Origin of the sequence: Pseudomonas turukhanskensis (assembly GCF_027922365.1) — a bacterium.
Lineage (GTDB): Bacteria > Pseudomonadota > Gammaproteobacteria > Pseudomonadales > Pseudomonadaceae > Aquipseudomonas > Aquipseudomonas turukhanskensis.
Genome location: NZ_BSFN01000010.1, coordinates 1 through 23,454 on the forward strand (window position 1 = coordinate 1; position 23,454 = coordinate 23,454).

18 protein-coding genes are annotated in these 23,454 nt (G+C 62.3%); 10 read left to right on the forward strand and 8 right to left on the reverse strand.

Annotated features, from left to right (window positions below):
- Positions 1-606: 606 nt before the first annotated feature.
- The 6 genes from PKE98_RS16680 to PKE98_RS16705 all read left to right on the forward strand — a co-directional run bounded on the left by PKE98_RS16680 (position 607) and on the right by PKE98_RS16705 (position 6,164).
- A complete protein-coding gene (locus tag PKE98_RS16680; protein WP_271196453.1) occupies positions 607-948 on the forward strand; it encodes a ribonuclease E inhibitor RraB in 342 nt (113 codons plus the stop codon).
- Positions 949-1,092: 144 nt separating this feature from the next.
- A complete protein-coding gene (locus tag PKE98_RS16685; RefSeq protein WP_271196454.1) occupies positions 1,093-1,800 on the forward strand; it encodes a type 1 glutamine amidotransferase in 708 nt (235 codons plus the stop codon).
- A 378-nt stretch (positions 1,801-2,178) separates the two neighbouring features.
- Positions 2,179-3,588 carry a circularly permuted type 2 ATP-grasp protein gene (locus tag PKE98_RS16690; RefSeq protein ID WP_271196455.1) on the forward strand — a complete coding sequence of 470 codons (1,410 nt, stop codon included), beginning with the start codon at positions 2,179-2,181 and terminating at the stop codon, positions 3,586-3,588.
- A gap of 2 nt (positions 3,589-3,590) precedes the next feature.
- Entirely contained in the window at positions 3,591-4,541 is a 951-nt protein-coding gene (locus tag PKE98_RS16695; protein WP_271196456.1) for an alpha-E domain-containing protein, read from the forward strand.
- Positions 4,538-5,338: a transglutaminase family protein gene (locus PKE98_RS16700; protein WP_271196457.1), complete on the forward strand. Its 801-nt coding sequence runs from the start codon at positions 4,538-4,540 to the stop codon at positions 5,336-5,338. Before PKE98_RS16695 ends, PKE98_RS16700 begins: the two co-directional genes overlap by 4 nt.
- Positions 5,339-5,429: 91 nt before the next feature.
- Positions 5,430-6,164: a proteasome-type protease gene (locus tag PKE98_RS16705; RefSeq protein WP_271196458.1), complete on the forward strand. Its 735-nt coding sequence runs from the start codon at positions 5,430-5,432 to the stop codon at positions 6,162-6,164.
- 15 nt (positions 6,165-6,179) lie between these two features.
- On the opposite strand, the gene xthA is transcribed toward PKE98_RS16705, so the two are convergent.
- The gene (xthA, locus tag PKE98_RS16710) at positions 6,180-6,992 is read right to left on the reverse strand and encodes an exodeoxyribonuclease III (protein ID WP_271196459.1); all 813 of its coding nucleotides are present in this window, start codon (positions 6,990-6,992) and stop codon (positions 6,180-6,182) included.
- A 188-nt stretch (positions 6,993-7,180) separates the two neighbouring features.
- On the opposite strand from xthA, the gene PKE98_RS16715 reads away from it, so the two are divergent.
- Genes PKE98_RS16715 through PKE98_RS16725 form a run of 3 tightly spaced genes read left to right on the forward strand, consistent with a single transcriptional unit; the run spans position 7,181 to position 13,289 of the window.
- Entirely contained in the window at positions 7,181-7,834 is a 654-nt protein-coding gene (locus tag PKE98_RS16715) for a GNAT family N-acetyltransferase (protein WP_271196460.1), read from the forward strand.
- Positions 7,835-7,890: 56 nt separating this feature from the next.
- Positions 7,891-9,621 carry an autotransporter assembly complex protein TamA gene (locus tag PKE98_RS16720; RefSeq protein ID WP_271196461.1) on the forward strand — a complete coding sequence of 577 codons (1,731 nt, stop codon included), beginning with the start codon at positions 7,891-7,893 and terminating at the stop codon, positions 9,619-9,621.
- Positions 9,618-13,289, forward strand: coding sequence for a translocation/assembly module TamB domain-containing protein (locus PKE98_RS16725; protein WP_271196462.1), 3,672 nt, complete (start codon positions 9,618-9,620; stop codon positions 13,287-13,289). The genes PKE98_RS16720 and PKE98_RS16725 overlap by 4 nt, the downstream gene beginning before the upstream one ends.
- 137 nt (positions 13,290-13,426) lie before the next feature.
- Here the strand turns inward: PKE98_RS16725 and PKE98_RS16730 are convergent, their stop codons facing one another.
- From PKE98_RS16730 to PKE98_RS16745, 4 genes are read right to left on the reverse strand one after another with little or no spacing between them, the layout of a single operon-like run.
- Entirely contained in the window at positions 13,427-14,809 is a 1,383-nt protein-coding gene (locus tag PKE98_RS16730; RefSeq protein ID WP_271196463.1) for a heavy metal sensor histidine kinase, read from the reverse strand.
- The gene (locus PKE98_RS16735) at positions 14,799-15,479 is read right to left on the reverse strand and encodes a heavy metal response regulator transcription factor (RefSeq protein WP_271196464.1); all 681 of its coding nucleotides are present in this window, start codon (positions 15,477-15,479) and stop codon (positions 14,799-14,801) included. Before PKE98_RS16735 ends, PKE98_RS16730 begins: the two co-directional genes overlap by 11 nt.
- Positions 15,480-15,495: 16 nt before the next feature.
- The gene (locus PKE98_RS16740; RefSeq protein ID WP_271196465.1) at positions 15,496-18,597 is read right to left on the reverse strand and encodes a multidrug efflux RND transporter permease subunit; all 3,102 of its coding nucleotides are present in this window, start codon (positions 18,595-18,597) and stop codon (positions 15,496-15,498) included.
- On the reverse strand, positions 18,594-19,757 hold the full coding sequence (locus tag PKE98_RS16745; RefSeq protein WP_271196466.1) for an efflux RND transporter periplasmic adaptor subunit: 1,164 nt from the start codon (positions 19,755-19,757) through the stop codon (positions 18,594-18,596). The genes PKE98_RS16740 and PKE98_RS16745 overlap by 4 nt, the downstream gene beginning before the upstream one ends.
- A 247-nt stretch (positions 19,758-20,004) precedes the next feature.
- Between PKE98_RS16745 and PKE98_RS16750 the strand changes: the two genes are divergently transcribed.
- On the forward strand, positions 20,005-20,928 hold the full coding sequence (locus tag PKE98_RS16750) for a pyridoxal-phosphate dependent enzyme (RefSeq protein WP_271196467.1): 924 nt from the start codon (positions 20,005-20,007) through the stop codon (positions 20,926-20,928).
- Positions 20,929-21,006: 78 nt separating this feature from the next.
- Here PKE98_RS16750 and PKE98_RS16755 read toward each other — a convergent pair whose 3' ends face one another.
- The 3 genes from PKE98_RS16755 to PKE98_RS16765 all read right to left on the reverse strand — a co-directional run bounded on the left by PKE98_RS16755 (position 21,007) and on the right by PKE98_RS16765 (position 23,432).
- Positions 21,007-21,792 (reverse strand): exodeoxyribonuclease III, encoded by a 786-nt coding sequence (locus PKE98_RS16755; RefSeq protein WP_271196468.1) that lies wholly within the window; start codon positions 21,790-21,792, stop codon positions 21,007-21,009.
- 11 nt (positions 21,793-21,803) lie between these two features.
- Entirely contained in the window at positions 21,804-22,970 is a 1,167-nt protein-coding gene (locus PKE98_RS16760; RefSeq protein ID WP_271196469.1) for a zinc-dependent alcohol dehydrogenase, read from the reverse strand.
- Positions 22,971-23,075: 105 nt separating this feature from the next.
- Positions 23,076-23,432 (reverse strand): hypothetical protein, encoded by a 357-nt coding sequence (locus PKE98_RS16765; RefSeq protein WP_271196470.1) that lies wholly within the window; start codon positions 23,430-23,432, stop codon positions 23,076-23,078.
- Between the last annotated feature and the right edge of the window lie 22 nt (positions 23,433-23,454).

A 23,454-nucleotide genomic window follows, 5' to 3' on the forward strand; every position in this document is an offset into this window, starting at 1 on the left:
AGGCTCCACAGCTACAACGGATATCAATCTCCAGTTACGAGGGAAAAGCTCGCGGCGTGAAACCTTAACTGGTGTCCACTATTACTTGACCAGTTCAAGCTGGCTCCTACGAAAGCGGCCCCCTCTCCCGCGTGCGGGAGAGGGCTGGGGTGAGGGGCTTTTGATTTTGATCTACCCGCCCCTGGAGCGGCGACGTAGCGAGGGGAGTCGGAGCGAAGCGTAGACCCCAGGTAGGGGCAAGATTTTTTGGTTTCTTTTTTATGGTGCGGCATTCCGACGACTGGAAAAAGAAACTCGCGCGTAAGGCGCGAAACAACCCCCAAGCACACGCCGTAACGCAGAAAACCAAAAGACCCAGAAGGGCTGTTGATCTGATTCAGTCAAAAAAACCTCTGTAACCAAACCTGCACAATCACCGTAATGGCACTACGCTGAAGAAAGGCGCCCGTTCCTGGCGCCTGCACTTCAATCGCTCTATGTCGCAGCACGCAAATGCAGCAAGCCTCAGGTGACAGACCTTCGGTCTGTCGCGACGCCAGCGCAGTCAGCTGGCAGCAGCAATGGGAAAGCGGTCAATCCATCCATCGCATGTGAGGGGGTCGCATCATGGGCACAGCAAGCACAAACGACATCAGCAGTAATGTTCTGCGCCGGATGAAGGAGGGCGGTTTTGATTTCGCCCGCATCCACCCAATCGAGTTCTACGCCATTTTCCCCGACGAGGAGCGGGCCCGCCTGGTGGCGAAAAATTTTCGCAGTGAGGTTCTCAATGCTCAGGTGAGCGTGCGCGATGACGGCGCCTGGCACGTGTTGATCAGCAAGGTGATGTACGCCACCTATGACGGTATTGGTGCGTTTGAACATGACCTGGAGTCCATGGTCGCCCCGTTGGGTGGCGTTCTGGACGGCTGGGGTGTTACGCAGGAACTCAAAGGGTTGCGCGTTTAGTCCGTTAACTCACCGACGCTACACCCCGGACGCACCGGCTGGCCATCAGGCTGGCCGGTGCTCTCTAGCTCTTTTTCCACGGAACTGACTCGACCTCGGCACGGCCTTTGCCTCTTGAGGTGGAAAATAAGAGGCGGTTCAGTGATGAGCGAAATTCTGATACTCACCCATGTCGACTATTGCCCAGCCGGCCATTTGGCGCGGGTGCTGGATGAGCGGCAGTTGGATTTCACCGTACTGCGTGTGGACCTTGGCGAGCTTGACGGGTACGACCTAGACAGCCCCAAAGCCGTGGCGATCATGGGCGGGCCTATGAGCGCGAATGATCCGTTGCCGTGGCTAGACACTGAAATCGCTGCGCTGCGGCATTTTATTGCCCGCGACATTCCGTTGCTCGGCCATTGCCTGGGCGGCCAGTTGTTGGCCAAGGCCCTGGGTGCGGCGGTGCACCGGATGCCGTACCGGGAAATTGGCTGGCAGCCGCTGTGGCAGGCCAGCCAGGCGCAGGGCAATGCGTGGTTGCAGCACCTGCCGGATGAGTTCCCGATTTACCAGTGGCATGGCGATACCTTCGACATTCCGCCGGGGGCGCAGCGCTTGTTGTCCAGCCCATGGTGCCCGAACCAGGCATTTGCCTGGGACGACAAAGTGCTGGGCCTGCAAGGCCACCCGGAAATGACCGAGGACCTGGTGCGCCTTTGGCTTACCGATTGGGCGCATCTGCTTGATGAGACCCAGCCCAGCCAACAGTCGATGGGCAAGATGCTGGATGACCTGCCCAGTAAGGTGGCGGCGTTGAACCAGGTGGCCGAGGGGTTTTATCGGCGGTGGCTGGAGTTGGCTTTTTCTTAAAACAGTGGCGTAGGGCGAATATCGCCATGGCGATATCCGCCGATTCACAGACCGCACCGGCGGATATCGGCGCGCGGATGTTCGCTCTGCGGGGATCGATTGACAGCGCTCGTTGCAACAATTCGGAGCCCGCACATTCTGTTGAAATCAACCCGAACTATGCTGGTCATAGGGAGACAGGCTGCCCAGGCGTTTCGCTTGCGGCCAGACCAGCCGTTGCCGCGCAACAGGGCGCGGCCGCATACAGCGGTCAGGAGAATGCGCGATATTGGTGCGCATGGTTTGGGTCTTATTTATAAGTGTTTGATTTATAACGAATAAGACGGATGGCTCGGGCTTTGCAATAGCTATGCACGTCCGGGTGACAAGGAGTACGGCATGACCCGCACCTTTTATGACGAGATGTACCTGGCGAATGGCGAATGCCGTCCGCATTACCGGGAATTCGCCCGCTGGCTGGCGGATACCCCGGATGAGTTACTGGCGCAACGCCGCCGCGAAGCAGATCTGCTGTTCCACCGCGCCGGTATCACCTTCACCCTGTACGGCGACGATCAGGGCACCGAGCGGCTTATTCCCTTCGATATCATTCCGCGCAGCATTCCGGCCAGTGAGTGGCGGGTGGTGGAGCGTGGCTGCATCCAGCGGGTGCAGGCGCTGAATATGTTTCTTGCTGACCTTTACCACGACCAGCGCATTATCAAGGCCGGCATCATTCCGGCCGAGCAGGTGCTGGCCAACGAGGGGTATCAGCTGGCGATGCAGGGCCTGAACCTGCACCGTGACCTGTATGCGCATATCTCCGGGGTCGACCTGGTGCGCGATGGCGATGGCAGTTACTACGTACTCGAAGACAATCTGCGTACCCCCAGCGGCGTGAGCTATATGCTCGAAGACCGCAAGATGATGATGCGCTTGTTCCCGGAGCTGTTTGCCGCGCAACGCGTCTTGCCCATCGACCACTACCCGAGCCTGTTGCTCGACACCCTGAAAAGCTCAAGCCCCCTGGATAACCCTACGGTGGTGGTGCTGACGCCTGGCCGTTACAACAGCGCCTACTTCGAGCACGCCTTTCTCGCTCGCGAGATGGGTGTGGAATTGGTGGAGGGCGCGGATCTGTTTGTGCGCGACGACAAGGTGTTTATGCGCACCACCGCCGGCGCCAAGCCGGTGGATGTCATTTACCGGCGCCTGGACGATGCCTTCCTCGACCCGTTGGCCTTCAACCCCGATTCGATGCTCGGCGTACCGGGCCTGCTGTCGACCTATCGCAGCGGCAATGTGGTGCTGGCCAATGCCATCGGCACCGGGGTGGCGGACGACAAATCCATTTACCCCTATGTCGGCGAGATGATTCGCTTCTACCTCGATGAAGAACCGATCCTGAAAAACGTGCCGACCTTCCAATGCCGCAAGGCAGTCGAACTGCAACATGTGCTGGCTAACCTTGAACACCTGGTGGTCAAGGAAACCCAAGGTTCTGGTGGCTACGGCATGTTGGTCGGGCCGGCGGCGAGCAAGGCGGAAATCGAAAATTTCCGCGCCCGGCTTATCGCGCGCCCCGAGGCGTATATCGCCCAACCGACCCTGTGCCTGTCCACGTGCCCGACCTTTGTGGAAAACGGCATCGCCCCGCGCCATATCGATTTGCGCCCCTTTGTGCTCTCCGGCAAAGACACCCGTGTGGTGCCCGGCGGTTTGACCCGCGTGGCGCTGCGAGAAGGCTCGCTGGTGGTGAACTCGTCGCAAGGCGGTGGCACCAAAGACACCTGGGTGGTGGAGGACTAATTATGCTGAGCCGCACTGCCTCTGACCTGTACTGGATGTCCCGTTATCTGGAGCGCGCCGAGAACCTCGCGCGCATGCTGGAAGTAAGTTATTCGCTGTCGCTGATGCCGCAGGACGGGCGCGGCAATGGCCTGGAAGAACTGGCCTTGCCGCTGTTGATCACCGGCACCTTGGACGAATACCTGGAGCGTCACGGCCCGCTGCATGCCGAGCGCATGCTGCATTTTTTTGCCCTGGATGCGAACAACCCGGCGAGCATCTATTGCTGCCTGCAAGCGGCGCGTACCAACGCCCATGCCGTGCGTGGGCGCATTACTGCCGACATGTGGGAAAACATCAATGCCACCTGGCTGGAAGTGCGCGGTATCGCCGAACAGGGGCTGGGCCGCTACGGCATCAGCCGCTTCTGCGAGTGGGCCAAGGAGCGTAACCACCTGTTCCGCGGCGCCACCTTCGGCACCATCATGCGCGGCGACCCGTATCGCTTTATTCGCCTGGGCACCTTTATCGAGCGCGCCGATAACACCCTGCGCCTGCTCGATGCCCGCTACGAAATGCTCGGCGAAGACATCGACGAAAACGATGGTCGTCCGGCCCGCAGTTACTACCAGTGGACCGCCTTGCTACGGGCGCTGTCCTCGTTCGAGGCATTCGCCGAGATCTACCGTGGCTCGCCCAACACTCGCAAGGTGGCCGAACTGTTGCTGCTGCGCGCCGAAGTGCCGCGTTCGCTGCGCTCGTGCATGGACGAACTGAACCTGATGCTCGCCAGCCTGCCTGGCGAAAACGGCCGCCCGGCCCAGCGCCTGGCTGCCGAGCTGGAAGCGCGCCTGCGCTACACCAGCATTAATGAAGTACTCGATGAAGGCCTGCACGGCTGGCTCACCGATTTCATCCTGCTGGTGCGCCAGCTAGGCCAAGCCATTCAAACGTCTTACCTGGAGGTCGCATGAGACTCTCAATCAGCCATGACACCACCTATCACTACGAAGATCAGGTGCGTAACAGCATCCAGTACCTGCGCATGACGCCCCACGACAGCGAGCGCCAGCAGGTGATCAGTTGGGAGCTGAACCTGCCGCGCCCGGTGCGCGCTCAGGTGGACCCGTACGGCAATATCCTCCACGTGCTGACGATGGACGAGCCGCACGAAAGCATCATTCTTGGTGCCCGTGGCCAGGTGGAAATCGATGAGCAGCGCGAGTGCGAGCACGAAGACCAGTCGCCGCTGCCCTTTCTGCGCACCACCCGGTTGACCGAGGCCGACCAGGCCCTGCGCGAGTTCGCTCAAACCGAATGCGCCAGCCGCCGTGATCGCTCGTGCATGATCGATTTGATGAACCGCCTCAACGCCCATATCCGCTACCAGCCGGACGTTACCGACGTGAAAACCAGCGCTGCCGAAGCGTTCGCCAGTGGCAAGGGCGTGTGCCAGGACCAGACCCACGCCTTTATCGCCTGTGCCCGCAGCCTCGGCGTGCCGGCGCGTTATGTGTCGGGCTACCTGTACACCGACAGCAGCGACCACCTGGCTAGCCATGCCTGGGCCGAAGCCTGGCTGGACGGCGCCTGGTATAGCTTTGATGTGACCAACTGCCTGACCCGCGCCGAGCGGCATTTGAAGTTGGCGGTCGGCCTGGATTATCTGGACGCCTGCCCGGTACGCGGTATGCGCCGGGGTGGCGGGGTGGAGCAGATGCATGCCCACGTCGAAGTGTCGCCGACCCGTGTGCAGGTGCAACAACAGTAAAACCAAACCGTGACTGGCATGGTCAACACCCTAACGCCCGAACCGGCTGCGCTGGTTCGGGCGTCCTTGTCTCTGTGGATTGGAAGCCAACATGACCTATTGCGTAGCCCTGAACCTGGCCGATGGCCTGGTGTTCGTTTCCGACTCCCGCACCAATGCCGGGGTCGACCATATCGCCACCTTCCGCAAGCTGCACGTGTTTGCCGTGCCAGGCGAGCGCCTGATCGTGCTGCAAACCGCCGGCAACCTGGCCACCTCGCAAGCGGTGATCAACCTGTTGCGCACACGCTTGAGCCATGACGGCGTGCACCTCAACAACGTGGTCAACCTCTACAACGCCACCACGCTGGTGGGCGACACCATGCGCGAGGTGATGGCGCGCGATGCCAATTCGCCCATGGCCGCCGGTGTGGATTTGAGTTGTTCGTTTCTGGTCGGTGGGCAGATCGCCGGGCAGGAGCCGGAGCTCTACAACATCTACCCGCTGGGCAACTGTATTTCGGCCACCGACGACACCCCGTATTTCCAGATTGGCGAAAGCAAATACGGCAAGCCGATTCTCGACCGCGCGCTGAATTACCACACCGACCTGGACAAGGCCCTGCGCTGCGCGCTGGTGTCCTTCGACTCGACCATTCGCAGTAACCTGTCGGTGGGCTTTCCACTGGATGTGTTGGTGTACAAGGCCGGAAGCCTGCAGGTACCGGCCGGGTTTCGGGTGCTGGAGAACGACCCGTATTTTGAGGGCGTGCGCGAGCAATGGTCCGTGGGCTTAAGCCAGTTGCTGGACCAGTTGCCGCCGTTGCCGCCGGAGTATTCGGTCTAGTACGCGAACCAGGGTTTAGCTCAACTCAACCCAGATCGGCGCGTGGTCCGAAGGCTTCTCCATGCCGCGCAGGTCGTAGTCGATGCCGGCATCTTTAATGCGCCCTTGCAGGGGCGCTGTGGCCAGAATCACGTCGATACGCAGGCCGCGCTTGGGCTCGTCTTCAAAGCCGCGGCTGCGATAGTCGAACCAGCTGAAACGGTCGTTCACTTCGGGGTGCAGGTGACGGAAGCTGTCGACCAGGCCCCAGCTTTTCAGGGAGGCCAGCCATTCGCGCTCTTCGGGTAAAAAGCTGCATTTGCCGGTCTTCAGCCAGCGCTTGCGGTTTTCTTCGCCAATGCCGATGTCGCAATCCTCGGGCGAAATATTGATATCGCCCATCACCACCAGCGCCTGCTCGGGGTTGAATTGGGTGGTGAGCAGGGTTTGCAGGTCGGCGTAGAAGCGCTGCTTGGCGGGGAATTTGGTCGGGTGGTCGCGGCTTTCGCCCTGGGGGAAATAGCCGTTCATGACCGTCACCGGTTGGCCATTCTCATCGGCGAAGGTGCCGTAGATAAACCGCCGCTGGGCATCGTCTTCATCACCAGGAAAGCCTTTGTGCAGTTCCAGCGGGGCCTGGCGCGAAAGCAGCGCCACGCCGTAATGGCCTTTCTGCCCGTGCCAGTGCACCTGGTAGCCCAGGGCCTGGATCTCGGCAAAAGGGAATTGTTCGTCCGCCACTTTGGTTTCCTGCAGACCGATCACATCCGGCTGGTGTTTTTCGATCAGCGCCGCCAATTGATGGGGGCGGGCGCGCAGGCCGTTGATGTTGAAGGAAACGATCTTCATGGGCGGCGGGGTCCTAAACAAACGAGAAGGCCTGCGATGCTAGCCGATGCCCGTGCGTGCGACCACCCGCGTGTGGCAGCAACCGGTGCTGACTGCTAACGTTGGGGCGGCATCTATAACAATAAAAACCGCCTGAGCCCACGCCACCGGTGCGCTGGCACCAGGCAGGCTAACCGAGGTAACCGTGCATGCCGACGTCCTTTGCCATTCCCGCTGCTCAAGTGCGCTTACTCGACAGCAGCTATGTTCGTGAAGCCCGCTCCCTGCTGTACCACGCCTACCGCCACGAGCCGACGTTCGGCTACCTGTTTGAATCCGAACGCCCCGGCTACGACCAGCGTGTACGCGCCACGGTGCGTGAACTGGTGCAGCGGCATTTTCTCGAAGACCTGCCGGCCATTGGCCTGGTTATCAACGACCGGCTGGTGGCCCTGGCCCTGATCGCACCCCCGCAGCGGCGTCTGGATATCACCGAAAGCTGGGGCTGGCGTTTGCGCATGCTGCTCACCACCGGCCTGCGCTGCACCAAACGCTATCTGCAATACCACGACGCGGTGCTGGCTTGCCTGCCGCCGGGCCAGTACCACGTGCTGCCGCTGCTGGGTGTGCACCCCGAGTTCCAGGGCAAGCACCTGGGCGAGCAATTGCTTGAGGCGCTGCATAACTGGTGCGCCGAAGACGAGACGTCCCTTGGCGTGGTGCTGGATACCGGCAACCCGCGCTATCTGGAGTTCTACAAACGCCAGGGTTACGAGGAAATTGGCGAGGTGGCGGTGGGGCCCGTCCGTGAACATGTGTTTTTCCACGCCAATCCCGAACAGGTGACGCGCGCCAGCGCCTGAGCGAAACGCGGCTGGCTGCTCTGGAAGGGTGCGTTAGCCGTGTTAGCATCCGGCCCATGACTGTTTACCCAACGATCGGGCTGGCGTTGGCGCTGTTGCTCACTACGACCACAGCCCTGGCGCAAACTCAGCTCAGCGTGCGTATCAAACCGGCCAATGCACCGCTCAAGGCCAACGTCACCGGCTACGTAGGCGACCTCGGCGAGCGCGACGAAGCGGCGCTGCAACGTTTTAGCCGCGGTGCCGTGGTGCAGGCGCGCAAGGCCGTGGAAGCGCTGGGCTATTACCAGGCGCGTATCGACAGCGAGGTCGACCGCAACGACAAGGGCCCGCGTCTGATCATTCGCATCGAGCCGGGCGAGCCGGTGCACCTGCGCAACGTCACCGTCCGTATCGACGGCCCCGCCGCCCAGCTAGCCGCCTTTCGGGTGCCCAAAAGCGCCCAGCTCACCGCCGGCGCCGTGCTTAACCACGGCCACTACGAAGATGCCAAACGCCTGATCCAGAATCAGGCCTCGCGCTACGGTTTTTTCAGCGGGCGTTTTACCAGCCAGCGCCTGGCCATCGACCCGGTGGCCGGCGTGGCTGACGTTGAGCTGATTTACGCCAGCGGCCCGCGCTATTACTTCGGCCCCAGCCAGTTCAGTGGCGACCAGACCTTCGATAAACAACTGCTCGAACGCATGATGCCGTTCAAGCCGGGCACCGCTTACGACTCCGATCTGATCGCCCAGCTGTACCAGAACCTGCAAGGCAGCGGCTATTTCGAGAGCGTACGGGTGGATGCCGCACCTACCCAGGCCAGCGGCGAGCAAGTGCCGGTAAAGGTCGACCTGACCACCCGCAAGCCCCGCACCATGGGCGTAGGCCTGGGCTTCTCCACCGACGTGGGGCCGCGGGCGAAATTCAACTGGACCCGCCATTGGGCCAACCCCCAGGGCGATAGCTACGGCACCGAAATGGAGTTGTCGGCGCCGCGGCAAAACGTCGGCCTGTGGTACGACATTCCCGGTAACCCGCCGTTGACCAACAAAACTCGCTGGGCCGGCGGTTATCAGTACGAACAACTGGCCGACACCGACAGCCTTAGCCGCCTGCTCACCGTCGGCCCCGAGTGGCACAGCAAGCTCGACAGCGGCTGGCAGCAAGTGCTCTCGCTCAAGTTGCAGCGTGAGGAATATCGCCTGGGCAGCGACAACGGCCTGAGCACCTTGCTGATGCCCGGCATCAGCTATTCCTATCTGGACAGCGACAACGCCATTGACCCGGCCAACGGCTACCGCCTGCAGTTCGAGGCCTCGGTGGCCAAGGACGGGCTGATCTCCGACAGCAACCTGTTGTACGGCACCATGTTGGCCAAAGGCTTGACCACCCTGTGGGACAAACACCGTTTCCTTGGCCGCGTGCAATTTGGCGGCAGCGCCACCGACGACTACAAAGCCGTACCGCCATCGCTGCGGTTTTTTGCCGGTGGTGACCAGAGTGTGCGTGGCTACGACTACCAATCGCTGTCGCCGGAAAACAACGAGGGTGACCGCATTGGTGGCCGCTACCTGGTGGCCGGCAGTGTGGAGTATCAATATTCCTTTGCCGAACGTTGGCGCTGGGCCGCGTTTGTCGACCAGGGCAATGCCTTCCAGACCCTGGAAATTCCCACCTTGAAAACCGGCGTCGGCATGGGCATTCGCTGGATCTCGCCGGTGGGTCCGCTGCGGCTGGACCTGGCCCGCGCGCTGGATGATGACGGTGGCTTCCGCCTGCACTTTTCCATGGGGCCGGAGCTATGAGCTGGCTTAAACGCGGGGCGTTGGCCGGGCTGGCGTTGCTGGTCAGCCTGGTTGTTGCCGTGGCACTGCTGCTGGGCACCGAGCGCGGCAGCCGTTTGTTATTGGCGCAGGTGCCCGGCTTGCAGGTGCAAGCGTTTGCCGGCCGCTTGGGCAGCAGTTGGAGCGCCGACAGCCTGGTGTGGGAGCAACAGGGCGATCACGTGGCATTGACTCAGGTGCAGTTCGCCTGGTCGCCGGCGTGCTTGCTCAAGCTGACGTTGTGCCTGGATCAGGTGCACGCCCAGGCGCTCACGCTGCAATTGGCCGACAGCACCAGCAGTAACGATGAACCACTGACGCTGCCAGATCTGAAGCTGCCCCTGGCGCTGCAATTGGGCGATATCCAGCTCGGCCGCATCGTCTACAACGGCGGCGAAGAGGCCAGTCAGTTGCAATTGGTGGCGCACTGGGGCGTCGAGGGGCTGGCGATCGAACGGCTGCAAGGCAGCAGCAACGGTGTGGTACTGGATGTGCACGGCACCCTCGACCCCAATGGTCAGTGGCCGCTGCAGGTGCAAGGCTCGGTGCAGTTACCGGCTCCGGATTCGCAGCCCTGGTCACTGGCCGTAGACGTGCAGGGTGAGCTGCTTGAAAGCCTTGCTGTGCAGGGGCAAAGCAGCGGCTACCTGAATGCTCATGTGCAAGGCAGCGTGCAGCCACTGGCTGAAGGGGTGCCGGCGCAGGCGACCGTCCGTGCCGAGCACTTTGTCGCCGCTGCCGATGTGCCGGCGCTCAATGCCATCGAACTCAGCGCAGCGGGCACGTTGGACGCGGGCTATCAGGTCAACGGCCGCGCCGGGTTGGCGGCCGAGGGCGGTGATATTCCGCTGACGCTGGCCGGACGGGTGACTGCCAGCGGGGCCGACATCCAGGCGCTCACTGTGCAAGCCGAGGCCGAGCAGCACATCACACTCAGCGGCCAGTTGGCCTGGGCCGACAGCTTTACTGCCGATGCCCAATTTACCTGGCTGGATTTCCCCTGGCGGCGTTTGCTGCCGGGCGTAGAAGAACCGGCTGTCAGCCTGCAGCGCCTGGTCGGGCAGGTGCATTACCAGGCCGGCAGTTACCTCGGCCACTTCGCTGCCGACCTTAATGGCCCGGCGGGTGCCTTCAGCCTAAGCAGCCCGGTCAGTGGCGACCTGGCGCAAGTGCACCTGGTCAGCCTGTTGCTGCAAGCCGGGCAGGGCAAGGCCGAAGGGCAGGCCACCATCGGCTTTGCCGACGGCATTCGCTGGGACAGTCGCCTGCAACTCAGCCAGCTCAACCCCGCCTACTGGCTCGCCGAGCTGCCCGGCACCCTCGGCGGCAGCTTGCGCAGCCAGGGCCAATATCGCGAGCAGCTCAAGCTTGATGCCGACCTGGACCTTAACGGTCGACTGCGTGGTCAGCCCGCGGTTTTGCAAGTGCATGCGGCTGGCGCAGGCCAGCGCTGGCAAGTGGACAAACTCGATGTGCGCCTGGGCGACAACCGCGTGCAAGGGCAGGGCAGCCTCGACCAGCGCCTGGCCGGGCAACTGAGCATTGCCATGCCGCGTCTGGGTCAGCTATGGCCGCAGCTCAGTGGCCAGCTCAGCGGCCGCCTCGACCTGGCCGGCAGCCTGCAAGCGCCGCAAGGGCAACTGAATCTGCAAGGCACGCAACTGGCCTATCAGCAACAGACGCTGGCCAGCCTGGTGCTGGCGGCCAAACTGGACGGCCAGCAACGCGGCACGCTTGAGCTGACCGGCAGCGGCATTCATAGCGGCGACACCGACCTCGGCCGCCTGCACCTGCAAGGCAACGGCAACCGCCAGCAGCAACGGCTGAGCCTGGACCTCGATGGCAGCAAACTCAAACTGGCCCTGGCCGCCGACGGCACCCTGGCGCCGAACTTTGACTGGCGCGGGCGCATCAGCAGTGGCGAGGTGCACAGCGCCGGGCAGCAATGGCGCCTGCAGCAGGCGGCACCGTTGCAGCGCTTGGCAGACGGGCAACTCAACCTCGGCGCCCATTGCTGGCAGAGCGGGGTCGCGAGCCTGTGCGGCGATGACCAGCGTCTGCTTCCGGAGCCGCGCTTGCGCTGGCGCCTGCGGGACTTTCCGATGCAAACCCTGGCGCAATGGTGGCCGGCCGATTTCGCCTGGCAAGGTAACCTCAACGCCGATATCAAACTCGACTTGCCGGCCAGCGGCCCCAATGGCGATATCCGCCTGGACCTGGGCAGCGGCACCCTGCGGGTACGTGAGCAAGGCCAATGGCTGGACCTGCCTTACGACCGCTTCAGTCTCGCCAGCCAATTGCGCCCACAGCGTATCGACTCGCAGCTGGACTTCCACGGCCCGCAACTCGGCCAGCTCACCTTGAACACCCAGCTGGACCCGCGTCCTGCCAACAAACCACTGTCCGGCTCGTTCGAACTGGCGGGGCTGGACCTGAGCCTGGCGCGGCCTTTCGTGCCCATGGTGGAACGTATTGGGGGGCACCTGAACGGCAGCGGCACAGTGTCGGGCGGATTACTGGCGCCGCACATCAACGGCCGCCTGATCGTGCAGGACGGCGAGGTGTCCGGCAGCGAACTGCCGGTGAGCGTCCAAGGGTTACAGGCTGAAGCCTTGATCACTGGCGAGCGTCTGCAACTGACCAGCAACTGGCACAGCGGCGAAGCAGGCGAGGGCAGCCTGAAGGGCACGCTGGGCTGGGCTTATGGCCTGGACGCCGACGTGCAACTGCGGGGCAGCCGGCTACCGGTGGTGGTTGAACCCTACGCCACGCTGGAAGTACACCCCGACCTCAACCTGCGCCTGGCCGAGCAGCAGTTGTCGGTGAAAGGCCAGGTGCAGGTGCCCCGTGGCAAGATCGAGATTCGCCAATTGCCACCGTCCACTGTCCAGGTGTCCGAAGACGCTCAGGTTGCCGGCAGCCACGACCCCGATGCGCGGCAGGGGCAGGCGGTGGCCATGGATATCGACATTCGCGTCGGCGCCCCTGAAGGCCAGCCGCCGCTGACCTTCAACGGTTTTGGCCTAAGTGCTGAACTCGCCGGGCGACTGCATATGGGCGACAACCTCGATACCCGCGGTGAGCTGAACCTGAACAAGGGCCGCTACCGGGCCTACGGCCAGCGCCTGACCTTGCGCCGTGCGCGGCTGTTGTTTGCCGGGCCCGTGGCCCAGCCATACCTCGACGTGGAAGCCGTCCGCCAGGTCGACAGCGTAACCGCCGGTTTGCGCATCAGCGGCAATGCCGAGCAACCCACCACCACCGTGTTTTCCGAACCTGCCATGAGCCAGCAGCAAGCGCTGTCCTACCTGGTGCTCGGGCGGCCGGCCAGCAGCGGCGCGGGCGACAACAATATGCTCGCCGAAGCGGCGCTGGGCTTGGGCCTGATGGGCAGCTCCGGGGTCACCGGGGCGATGGCTCAGCGTTTGGGTATCAGCGACTTCCAGCTGGACACTGGCGGCACCGGCGACAAGACCAGCGTGGTCGCCAGCGGCAACCTGTCCGAGAAACTGAGCCTGCGTTACGGCGTAGGCGTATTCGAGCCGGCCAGCACGATTGCGCTGCGCTACGCGTTGACCAAGAAGGTGTATGTGGAGGCCGCGAGCGGGTTGGCTAGTTCGCTGGATATTTTCTACAAGCGCGATTTCTGAAGATTGCCAGGCGTACGCAACGGTGCGCGGAGCACACCCTAGGTCGAGGTAGGGCTTTTTAGGGTGTGCTCTGCGCACCACGGGGCACACGCGCAAATCGCTCGGTGTGCGAGCACACCCTACGAGGTGGTCGGCGTTCAGGCCGGCAGGTACATGCCAAATGTATTGATGCCATCGCGGCTATCCACAAACACCTCGCCGCCGTGCATCAAGGCAATGGCTTTCACAATCGCCAACCCCAGGCCATGGTTGGCGCCACTGTTGGTGCGCGCCGCATCCACCCGGTAAAACCGCTCGAACAGCCGCGGCAAATGCTCACCCACAATTACCTCGCCCGGATTGGCCACGCCGATGCTTACCCGCTGCTCCAGGCGGCTGATATGCACATTGATGGTTTGCCCGGCCGCCGTGTGTTGCACGGCGTTGTTGAGCAGGTTGATCAGCGCCCGGCGAAAATGCGCGCGTTCAATCAGCACTTGGGCATCGCCATGCACCTGCACCTGAACGCCCGCGTCTTCAAGAATAAAGTCCAGGTAGTCCACCGCCGTGGCCACCTCGCAGGCCAACGAGGTGCTGGTCAATTGCGTAGCCTTGTCGCCCTGGTCGGCGCGGGCCAGAAACAGCATGTCGTTGATGATCGAGCGCAGTCGTTCCAATTCTTCAAGGTTGGATTGCAGCACCTCGAAATAATGCTCAGCCGAGCGGCCACGGGTAAGCGCCACCTGGGTTTGGCCAATCAAGTTGGTGAGCGGGGAGCGCAGCTCGTGGGCGACGTCGGCGTTAAAAGATTCCAGGCGCGTATAAGCCTGCTCCACACGCCCGAGGGTGGTGTTGAAGGCGCTGGCAAACTGCTGCAGTTCGGGCGGCAATGCCGACAGCTGCAAGCGGCCGGACAACCGCGGCGGCGTCAGCTTTTCGGCTTCATCGGACAGCTTGATCAGCGGCCGCAACCCCACCCGCGCCACCCAGTAACCCAATGCGGAAGCCAGCATCACGCCGACCACGGCAAGGCTGATCAGCGCGATCAATAAATGGTGCTGGGTTTGCCAGAAGGTTTCGGTGTCGATAGCAATCAGAAACCGCAGCGGCGGGCGGCCATCTTTGGCCTGGAACTGGCTTACCAGCACTTTTTGCGGATAGGCACGGTCGTCGACTTCCAGGTCGCGAATACCCAGCGGGCCGGCGGCAAATTTGCGGACGGTAGCGTCCGGATTGCCGAACTCGAAATGCGGGTCACCACTGACCATCCAGAAGCGGATGCGCTTGTCTTCTTCGCTCAGCAGCCTGAGTTTGTTGGTGATCTTGACCCAATGCTCGTCGGTACCAAAGCGGTCGATGGCCGACTCCAGCACGCTGTAGCGGGCGTCCAGTTCCGCTTCGGGCAGCATGTTCATGCCCTTGTCCACCTGCTGGTACAGGGCGCCGCCAATCAGCAGAAACACCAGCAAGGCCACCAGGGTAAACAGCAGGCTCATGCGCAGGGCGATGGATGTGCTCGCGTTGCGAAGCTCACTCGCCATGGCGGCTCTCCAGCACATAGCCCATGCCGCGAATGGTGTGCAGCAACTTGCCGGGAAAGGGGCCGTCGAGCTTGGCGCGCAGCCGCTTGATGGCCACTTCCACCACATTGGCGTCGCTGTCGAAATTCACGTCCCAGACCATTTCTGCCAGGGCGGTTTTCGACAGGATTTCGCCCTGGTGACGGGCCAGGGCACTGAGCAGGGAAAATTCCTTGGCGGTCAGGTCCAGGCGCTGGCCGCTGCGGGTCGCCTTGCGGCTGATCAGGTCCACGGCCAGATCGGCGATGCTGATTTGCACCGGTTCATGGCCGCTGCCACTGCGACGGGTCAGGGCTTGCAGGCGGGCCACCAGCTCAAGAAAGGAAAAGGGTTTGCCCAGGTAATCATCAGCGCCTTCACGCAGGCCGCGAATGCGGTCTTCCACGCGCTCACGGGCGGTGAGCATGATCACCGGGGTTTGCTTGCGTGCCCGCAGCGCGCGCAGTACGCCAAACCCATCGAGGCCCGGCAGCATTACATCCAGCACGATCACCGCGTACTCGTTTTCCAGCGCCAGGTGCAGGCCTTCGATGCCGTCACGGGCCACGTCCACGGCATAGCCTTGTTCGGTGAGGCCACGGTGCAGGTAGTCGGCGGTTTTTTCTTCGTCTTCGATAATCAGAATGCGCATGGCCAGTCTCGGTTTTTCACGCTCTATGCTCGGTGGCGGCTTGCAACGCGCTCTGGCGTTGGTGGAACCACCGCTCAAGCGCCAAGTATATGACCGGCGTGGTGAACAGCGTCAGCGCCTGGCTCACCAGCAAGCCCCCAACCACAGCGATACCCAGCGGCTGGCGCAGCTCGGCGCCGGCGCCAAAACCCAGCATCAGGGGCAGGGCGCCGAGCAGGGCGGCGAGGGTGGTCATGATGATCGGGCGGAACCTTGTGATACAGGCCTGGTAAATCGCCTCTTCGGGGGAAAGCCCGCGTTCGCGCTGGGCTTCGAGGGCGAAGTCGATCATCAGAATGCCGTTCTTCTTGACGATACCAATCAGCAGCACCAGGCCGATGAGCGCCATGATCGAAAAATCCTGGCCGCACAGCCACAGCATGATCAACGCCCCCAGCCCGGCCGAGGGTAGGGTGGAAATGATGGTCAGCGGGTGCACAAAGCTCTCATAGAGCACACCCAGAATGATGTACACCGCCACCAGCGCCGCCAGAATCAGCCACGGCTGGCTGGCCAGGGAACTCTGAAACGCCTGCGCCGCGCCCTGGAAGTTGCCGGTGATTTCCGCCGGCATGCCGATATCCAGCTTGGCCTGATTCAGCTCGCGTACCGCATCGCCCAGGGCCACGCCCGGTGCCAGGTTGAAGGACAGGTTGGCTGCCGGGAACATGCCGTCATGGGCAATGGACAGCGGCCCGCTGGTGGGGGCATCCACCTTGGCCAGCGCCGATAGCGGCACCATCTCGTTGGTCAGCGGCGAGCGCAGGTAAAAGAAATTCAGGCTTTCGGCCTTGCCGCGCTGTTGCTCGTTAAGCTCGAGAATCACCTTGTACTGGTTGGTCTCGGTCTGGAATTCGCTGATCTGCCGCTGGCCGAAGGCGTCATACAACGCCTGGTCGACGTCGCTGGTGGTCAGGCCAAACCGGGCGGCGGCGCTGCGGTCGATACTGATATGGGTGATGCTGCCGCCCAGTTGCAGGTCGTTGGACATATCGCGAAAGGCCGGGTTGCCGCGCAGCTTTTCGGTCAGGCGCTGGGTCCACAGATTGAGGCTCGGGCCATCGTTGCTTTTCAGTGTGTACTGGTACTGGCTGCGGCTGGGGCCGGCGCTGAGGTTGATGTCCTGCCCGGCGCGCAGGTACAGCACAATGCCCGGCACGGTCATCAGTTTCGGGCGAATGCGGTCGATAAATTCGCTGGCTGTCACGTCGCGGTCACCCCGCGGTTTGAGGGTGATCCAGAAGCGGCCGTTGGCGATGGTCTGGTTGCTGCCGGTTACGCCCACCGCATGGGAGAACACACTTACGGCCGGGTCGGCCGCGACGATCCTGGCCAGCTCCTGGTGCTTGGCCAGCATATCGGGGTACGAAATATCCGCTGCTGCCTCGGTGGTGCCGAGCACGAAGCCGGTGTCCTGCACCGGGAAAAAACCCTTGGGAATAAACACGTAGCCAACAATCGCCAGGGCCAGGCTGGCGCAGAACAGGCCGAGCATCAGGCGCTGATGGTTCAGCGCCCGGCGCAGGCCGTGGTCGTAACGGGCCAGCAGCCAATCGCCAAACCCTTTGCGCGGCTCGCCGCCGTGGTGCTGCACGCGCATAACCATGGCCGCCAGCGTAGGCGCCAGGGTGAGGGAAACCACCACTGAAATCAGAATGGTCGAGGTGGCGGTCAGGGCGAATTCCTTGAACAGCCGGCCGACCACACCGCCCATAAACAGCAGCGGAATAAAGGCCGCTATCAGCGAGAAGCTGATGGACACCACGGTAAAGCCGATTTCGCCAGCGCCCTTGATGGCCGCCTCTCGCATGCCGTCGCCGGCCTCCAGGTGCCGGTGGATGTTCTCCACCACCACAATGGCATCGTCCACCACAAAGCCCACGGCCACCACGATGGCCACCAGTGTGAGGTTATTGAGGCTAAAACCCATCACATACATCAAGGCAAAGCTGGCGATGATCGACACTGCCAGCACGCTGGTGACGATCAGCGTGGCCGACCACTGCCGCAGAAACAGCGCCATCACCGCCACCACCAGACACACCGCAATCAGCAGGGTGATTTCCACCTCATGCAAGGAGGCGCGGATGGTTTGCGTACGGTCGTTGAGCACCGACACGTTCACTGAGGCCGAGAGCATGGCCTGCAAGCGCGGCAGCTCGGACTGGATGCGGTCCACGGTTTCCACAATGTTGGCGCCGGGCTGGCGGAAAATCACCAGGTTGAGCCCCGGCTGATCATTGGACCAGGCCTGCACATAGGCGTTTTCCGAGCCATCGACCACCCGCGCTACATCGTGCAGGCGCACCGGCGCGCCGTCCTTGTACGAAACGATCAGCTGGCCGTATTCCTCGGGGTGGAACAGCTGGTCGTTGGTGGAGATGGTAGAGATGCTCGACTGCCCATACAGCGCACCCTTGGCCAGGTTAAGGCTGGTTTGCTGCAACGCCGTGCGCAGATCGGCCAGGGTAAGGCCCAGGGCCGCAAGCTTGTCGGGTGAGGCCTGCACGCGAATGGCCGGGCGCTGCTGGCCGGTGATATTGATCAGGCCCACGCCATCGATCTGGCTGAGCTGGCGGGCGAGGATGGTTTCGGCCTGGTCGCTGAGTTCGGTGCCGGGCATCTGGTTGGAGCTGACGGTCAGGATAAGCACCGGGCTGTCAGCCGGGTTCACCTTGCGCCAGGTGGGCAGGCTGGGCATGTCTTGCGGCAGTTTGCCGGCGGCCGTGTTGATGGCTGCCTGCACTTCCTGGGCGGCGGCGTCGATGCTCTTGTCCAGGGTGAATTGCAGAATCAGGGTGGTTGAGCCCAGGGCGCTGGTAGAGGTCATCTGGGTCATGCCGGGGATGGCGCTGAACTGCACCTCCAGAGGCGTGGCCACAGACGAAGCCATGGTGTCCGGGCTGGCACCGGGCAACTGCGCGCTCACCTGAATGGTCGGGAATTCGGCCTCCGGCAGCGGTGCCAGCGGCAAGCGGGGAAAGGCAATGGCGCCAAGCAACACCAGGGCAAAGGTCAGCAGCAAGGTGGCGACAGGGTGGTCGACACACCAGGCCGACACCGAGCCACGGCCCTTCATGGCTGCACCGGTGTGGTGGTGGGTTCGTCACTCAGCACTTCGATTTTCGCGCCGGGTTTCAACCGCGACTGGCCATCGCGAACCAGTACCGTGCCGGCTTGTATATCCGCCGGCTGCACGCCCTGGATAATGTTCAGCTCGCTGTCCTGATACAGCAGTTTCACCGGCACGCTTTGCACCGCGTCGCCGTTTACCCGGTACACGAAATACTGCTCCAGCCCACGCTGCACCACTTGCGGCGGTACGACCAGGGCGTCCTTGTCGATGGCCGTTTGCACCTTCACCGTCACCAGTTGGCCCGGCCACAGCGTTTGCGCGGCATTGGCAAACTCGGCCTTGGCCCGTAGCGTGCCGGTGGTGGCGCTGACCTGGTTGTCGATCAGGCGCAATTGCCCCTGGGCCAGCAAGCTGCCGCTTTGTTCATGATCACTGAGGTAGGCATTGACCAGCGCTGGAGCGGGCGCATTAAGCAATTGCTGCAAGGTCGGTAGCAGGTTTTGCGGCAGGGAGAACTCCACGGCAATCGGGTCCATCTGCGTCACGCTGAACAGGCCCTGGGCATCGCTGACCCGCAAAAAATTGCCGGGGTCGACGGTGCGAATCCCCACGCGGCCGGCCACCGGCGAGCGGATCTGGGTATAGGACAGCTGCACCTGCGCGGCGGCAATCGAGGCCTGGTTGCCTTGCACCGTGGCCTTGAGCTGGTCGTACAGGGCTTGCTGCTGGTCGAGGGTTTGCTTGGACACGCCATCGTCCACGCTCAGCACTTTGTAGCGCTTGAGGTCGACCTCGGCCACGTGCAACTGGGCCTGCGCCTGGCCTAGTTGCGCCTTGGCCTGGTCGAGGCTGGCGCGAATGGCGCGGTCATCGATCTGCGCCATCAGGTCGCCGGCTTTCACCCATTGGCCCTCCTTGACCAGCAGCTGGGTCAGTACGCCATCGATTTGCGGACGCACCACCACGCTGTGCAGCGACAGCACGGTGCCGATGCCACTGATAAAGCGCGGCACATCCTGCTGTTTGACCGCCACTACATGCACGGGAATGCCCACTGGGCCAGCAGTTTTGCCCGCCGCCGTTTTTGGCATAAAGCTCTTTGCCGCCACGGCGATTACCACCAGGGCCAGAACGAAAACTACAAGTTTGCTGCGAGTGCGCATGCCGAAACGCCAGGACGGGAAATAGGGAAAAGCTAGCCTGCCGTTATAACCGAACAAGGCGGTCGTGAGGGTGACGGCTAAATGACCGGAATGTCAGTTTCGAGGGAGGGCGAACATCGCTTCAGGCGATATCCGCGGGTTCGGAAATGCTTAGGCGCGAGACGGCGGATATCCGCGATGCGGATATTCGCCCTACGCACGCGGGGCAGTTATCCTGCGGCCCTTGTTTCTTTGTCCGAGGTTATTCATGCCGCTGCATCTCCCAACCCCCTTGCTGCAATCGCGTCCCCTCAGCCTGCACACCGGTAAAACCGTGTGGCTCAAAATGGAGGCCTTGCAACCGGTCGGTTCGTTCAAGATTCGTGGTATTGGCGCGGTGTGCGAAGCCTACGCGGCCCAGGGCAAAACCCGCTTTGTGTCCTCCTCGGGCGGTAACGCCGGCATCGCTGCGGCCTATGCCGGCCGCCAGCTGAATATCCCCGTTACCGTGGTGGTGCCGGAAACCACCACGGCACGCGCCAAGGCGCTGATTGAGCAGGAAGGCGCCGAGGTGATCGTGCACGGCGCGTCGTGGATGGAAGCCAACGCACGGGCACAGTCGCTGCTGGACGACAGCACCGCGTTTATCCACCCCTTCGACAACGCCGATATGTGGGCCGGCCACGGCAGCCTGATCGATGAAGTGGTAAACGCAGGTGTCGATTTCGATTCAGTGATTGTCGCGGTCGGCGGCGGCGGTCTTTTGTCTGGCGTGATCGCCGGTCTTGAGCGCAATGGCCTGGGCCGGTTGCCCGTGCTGGCCGTGGAAACACTCGGCGCCGACTCGCTGGCGCAATCAGTGGCCGCTGGCCAACGTATTGAGTTGCCCGCCATCACCAGCATTGCCACCTCGCTCGGCGCCAAAGCCGTTTGCAAAAATGCCTTTGCCCTCACCCAAACCCACGCCATCCGCTGCGCGACCGTCACCGACTTGCAAGCGCTGCAAGCCTGCGAGCAGTTTCTGCACGACCATCGTGTTCTGGTGGAGCCGGCCTGTGGTGCCGCGCTGGCAATGCTGTACAGCGCAGACAGGGCTCTGACCGCCGATTTCCAGCGCCCGCTGGTGGTGGTGTGTGGCGGCGCTACGGCCACGCTTGAGCAGATTCAGCAGTGGCGTAAACAGGCAAGCTGAGCCCGGTGAAAGGTAGAGCTCGAACCCGCCGCTGCCGCTGTGATTGGTGCGCGATCGCAGGGGGGCGCGAAGCAGCGGCTACACAGGTTTGAGCTCAATCCACGTTGGCGCATGGTCGCTGGCGTGTTCCTGATCGCGTACCCAGCGATCCACCCCGGCATTCACCAGCTTCTTCTTCAGCCCTTTGCTCAGCAACAAGTGATCAATGCGCAGCCCGGAGTTGCGCTGCCAGTGCTGGCGAAAATAGTCCCAGAAGGTAAACACCTGCTCCTCGGGGAAATGCGCCCGCAGGGCGTCGGTCCAACCCTGGGCCAGCAGGCGCTGGTAGCACTCGCGGCTTTCGGGTTGCAGCAAGGCGTCCTTGAGCCAGGACTTGGGGTTGTAGATATCGAAGTCGGTGGGCACCACGTTGTAATCACCGGCCAGCACCACCGGGTGGCCGCTGTCGTACAGCCCTTGGGCATGACTCAGCAAGCGTTCGAACCAGGCCAGCTTGTACTGGAACTTGGGCCCCGGCTGTGGGTTGCCATTAGGCAGATACAAACACCCCACCAGCACACCATGGGCGGCGGCCTCTATATAGCGGCTCTGGGTGTCGTGGGCATCGCCGGGCAACTCATCGCGCACCTGCAGCGGTTCCATTCCTTTGGCCAGAATGGCCACGCCATTCCAGGCAGGCTGGCCTTTCCATACCACCCCGTACCCCGCCTCGCGAATGGCGCTGGCAGGGAATTTGTTGTGGGCCGCCTTGAGCTCTTGCAGGCAGACGATATCCGGCGCCTCGCGCTCCAGCCAATCGAGCAGGGCAGGGAGGCGGCTTTGGATACCGTTGATGTTGTAAGTCGCGATACGCAGGTTGGCCACAGGCGCGCACCTCAGGGCCGCAGAATGACTTTACGGCACTCATCGTCGGCCTTGTCGAACAGCTTGTAGCCCTCCGCGGCATCGGCAAGGCGCAAGCGGTGGCTGATGATAATTTCCGGGTGCAGTTCGCCAGCCTGAATATGTTCGAGCAAGGTCGGCAACAACCCGTGTACATGGGTCTGGCCCATCTTGAAGGTGATGCCTTTATCGAACGCATCGCCAAACAGAAAACCGTGAATAAAACCGGCATACACACCCGGCACGCTCACAGTGCCGCCCCGGCGTACGGCGGCGATGCACTGGCGTAATGCGGCGCCACTGCTGGCCTCAAGTTTCAGTGCAGTGAGCACGGTTTCGGTGGTGCTGCCTTTAGCTTCGAAGCCGACGGCGTCGATCACCGCGTCTACGCCACGCGAACCCACGGTCTGCTCGATGATGGCCTCTGCCGGGTCATCCACTTCGCTGAAATTGATTGGAATTACGCCGTAGGTGCGCTGCGCGTACTCCAGGCGATAGGGGTGCTGGTCCACCATGAAAATTTGATCTGCGCCAAGCATACGGGCGCACGCCGCCGCCATCAGGCCTACGGGCCCGGCACCAAAAATAGCCAGGGTGCTACCGGCCTTTACGCCAGCATTGATTACCGCCTGGTAACCGGTGGGCAAGATGTCGGAGAGAAACAGCACACGCTCATCGTCCAGCTCGTCGGGGATCTTGAACGGGCCAACGTTGGCCTTGGGCACCCGCACAAATTCCGCTTGGCCGCCGGGCAGGCCGCCATACAGGTGGCTGTAGCCAAACAGGGCCGCACCCGAAGGAATCTGCTTTTTATTTAGAATGGCGCCGCGTCCCGGGTTGGTGGTTTCGCAAGCGGCCTGCAGGTTCATCTCGCAGAAAAAGCAGCTGCCACAGGCAATCACAAACGGCACCACCACACGGTCGCCAACCGCCACTGCGGTCACCTCGCTGCCCACGGCCTCGACCACGCCCATAAACTCATGGCCAAACACGTCGCCGTGTTTAACCTGCGGAATCTTGCCGCGATACAGGTGCAGGTCCGAACCGCAAATGGCGGTGGCGGTGACCCGCAAAATAAGATCGTCCGGCTCCTGAATCACGGGATCGTCAACGGTATCGACTTGAACGTTGTGGCTGCCGTGGTAGGTGAGTGCGCGCATGGGGAGTGCTCCAACGAGGGGGCGGCCAGCCAAAAAAATCCCGGCGCCAAAGCGCCGGGCAAGTTTGTCGCTGGGAGGGTAAACCGGGGATGTCGAGCGTTAGGCTCAAGCCGACATGGCAGCGTTCAGATGCGGGCGCATATGCGCCAGCGGACGCTGGGAAAGACGCTTGGCTTTGGTGACATGAATCGGGCCTTCATACGTGGGCAGGCGTTGCCACACCCACTGCGCGCCGGCGCCTTTCCAGCAGAGCTCGCCCGAGGCCAGCTTCATATCGCGCTGTATATCGCGCACCACATCCTTGATTTTCACTTCGCTGAATACCGCTTCACTGGCGATCACCTTGGTGATCTGTTGCTCACCGCATTGCAGGCGCAACACCAGCGTGCCGTCCGGGCGTGGAGTAACGGCTACTTCCTGATCGGGGAAGGATTGAAACAGATAGTTGATCGCCAGTTGCATGGTCTTTCGCTCCATTTTGTTT

What these genes read in the sequence shown, in the direction of transcription:
- PKE98_RS16680 (WP_271196453.1), top strand. Translation starts at nt 607, where the DNA reads ATGGGCACAGCAAGCACAAACGACATCAGCAGTAATGTTCTGCGCCGG.
- PKE98_RS16685 (WP_271196454.1), top strand. Translation starts at nt 1,093, where the DNA reads ATGAGCGAAATTCTGATACTCACCCATGTCGACTATTGCCCAGCCGGC.
- PKE98_RS16690 (WP_271196455.1), top strand. Translation starts at nt 2,179, where the DNA reads ATGACCCGCACCTTTTATGACGAGATGTACCTGGCGAATGGCGAATGC.
- PKE98_RS16695 (WP_271196456.1), top strand. Translation starts at nt 3,591, where the DNA reads ATGCTGAGCCGCACTGCCTCTGACCTGTACTGGATGTCCCGTTATCTG.
- PKE98_RS16700 (WP_271196457.1), top strand. Translation starts at nt 4,538, where the DNA reads ATGAGACTCTCAATCAGCCATGACACCACCTATCACTACGAAGATCAG.
- PKE98_RS16705 (WP_271196458.1), top strand. Translation starts at nt 5,430, where the DNA reads ATGACCTATTGCGTAGCCCTGAACCTGGCCGATGGCCTGGTGTTCGTT.
- xthA (WP_271196459.1), bottom strand. Translation starts at nt 6,992, where the DNA reads ATGAAGATCGTTTCCTTCAACATCAACGGCCTGCGCGCCCGCCCCCAT.
- PKE98_RS16715 (WP_271196460.1), top strand. Translation starts at nt 7,181, where the DNA reads ATGCCGACGTCCTTTGCCATTCCCGCTGCTCAAGTGCGCTTACTCGAC.
- PKE98_RS16720 (WP_271196461.1), top strand. Translation starts at nt 7,891, where the DNA reads ATGACTGTTTACCCAACGATCGGGCTGGCGTTGGCGCTGTTGCTCACT.
- PKE98_RS16725 (WP_271196462.1), top strand. Translation starts at nt 9,618, where the DNA reads ATGAGCTGGCTTAAACGCGGGGCGTTGGCCGGGCTGGCGTTGCTGGTC.
- PKE98_RS16730 (WP_271196463.1), bottom strand. Translation starts at nt 14,809, where the DNA reads ATGGCGAGTGAGCTTCGCAACGCGAGCACATCCATCGCCCTGCGCATG.
- PKE98_RS16735 (WP_271196464.1), bottom strand. Translation starts at nt 15,479, where the DNA reads ATGCGCATTCTGATTATCGAAGACGAAGAAAAAACCGCCGACTACCTG.
- PKE98_RS16740 (WP_271196465.1), bottom strand. Translation starts at nt 18,597, where the DNA reads ATGAAGGGCCGTGGCTCGGTGTCGGCCTGGTGTGTCGACCACCCTGTC.
- PKE98_RS16745 (WP_271196466.1), bottom strand. Translation starts at nt 19,757, where the DNA reads ATGCGCACTCGCAGCAAACTTGTAGTTTTCGTTCTGGCCCTGGTGGTA.
- PKE98_RS16750 (WP_271196467.1), top strand. Translation starts at nt 20,005, where the DNA reads ATGCCGCTGCATCTCCCAACCCCCTTGCTGCAATCGCGTCCCCTCAGC.
- PKE98_RS16760 (WP_271196469.1), bottom strand. Translation starts at nt 22,970, where the DNA reads ATGCGCGCACTCACCTACCACGGCAGCCACAACGTTCAAGTCGATACC.
- PKE98_RS16765 (WP_271196470.1), bottom strand. Translation starts at nt 23,432, where the DNA reads ATGCAACTGGCGATCAACTATCTGTTTCAATCCTTCCCCGATCAGGAA.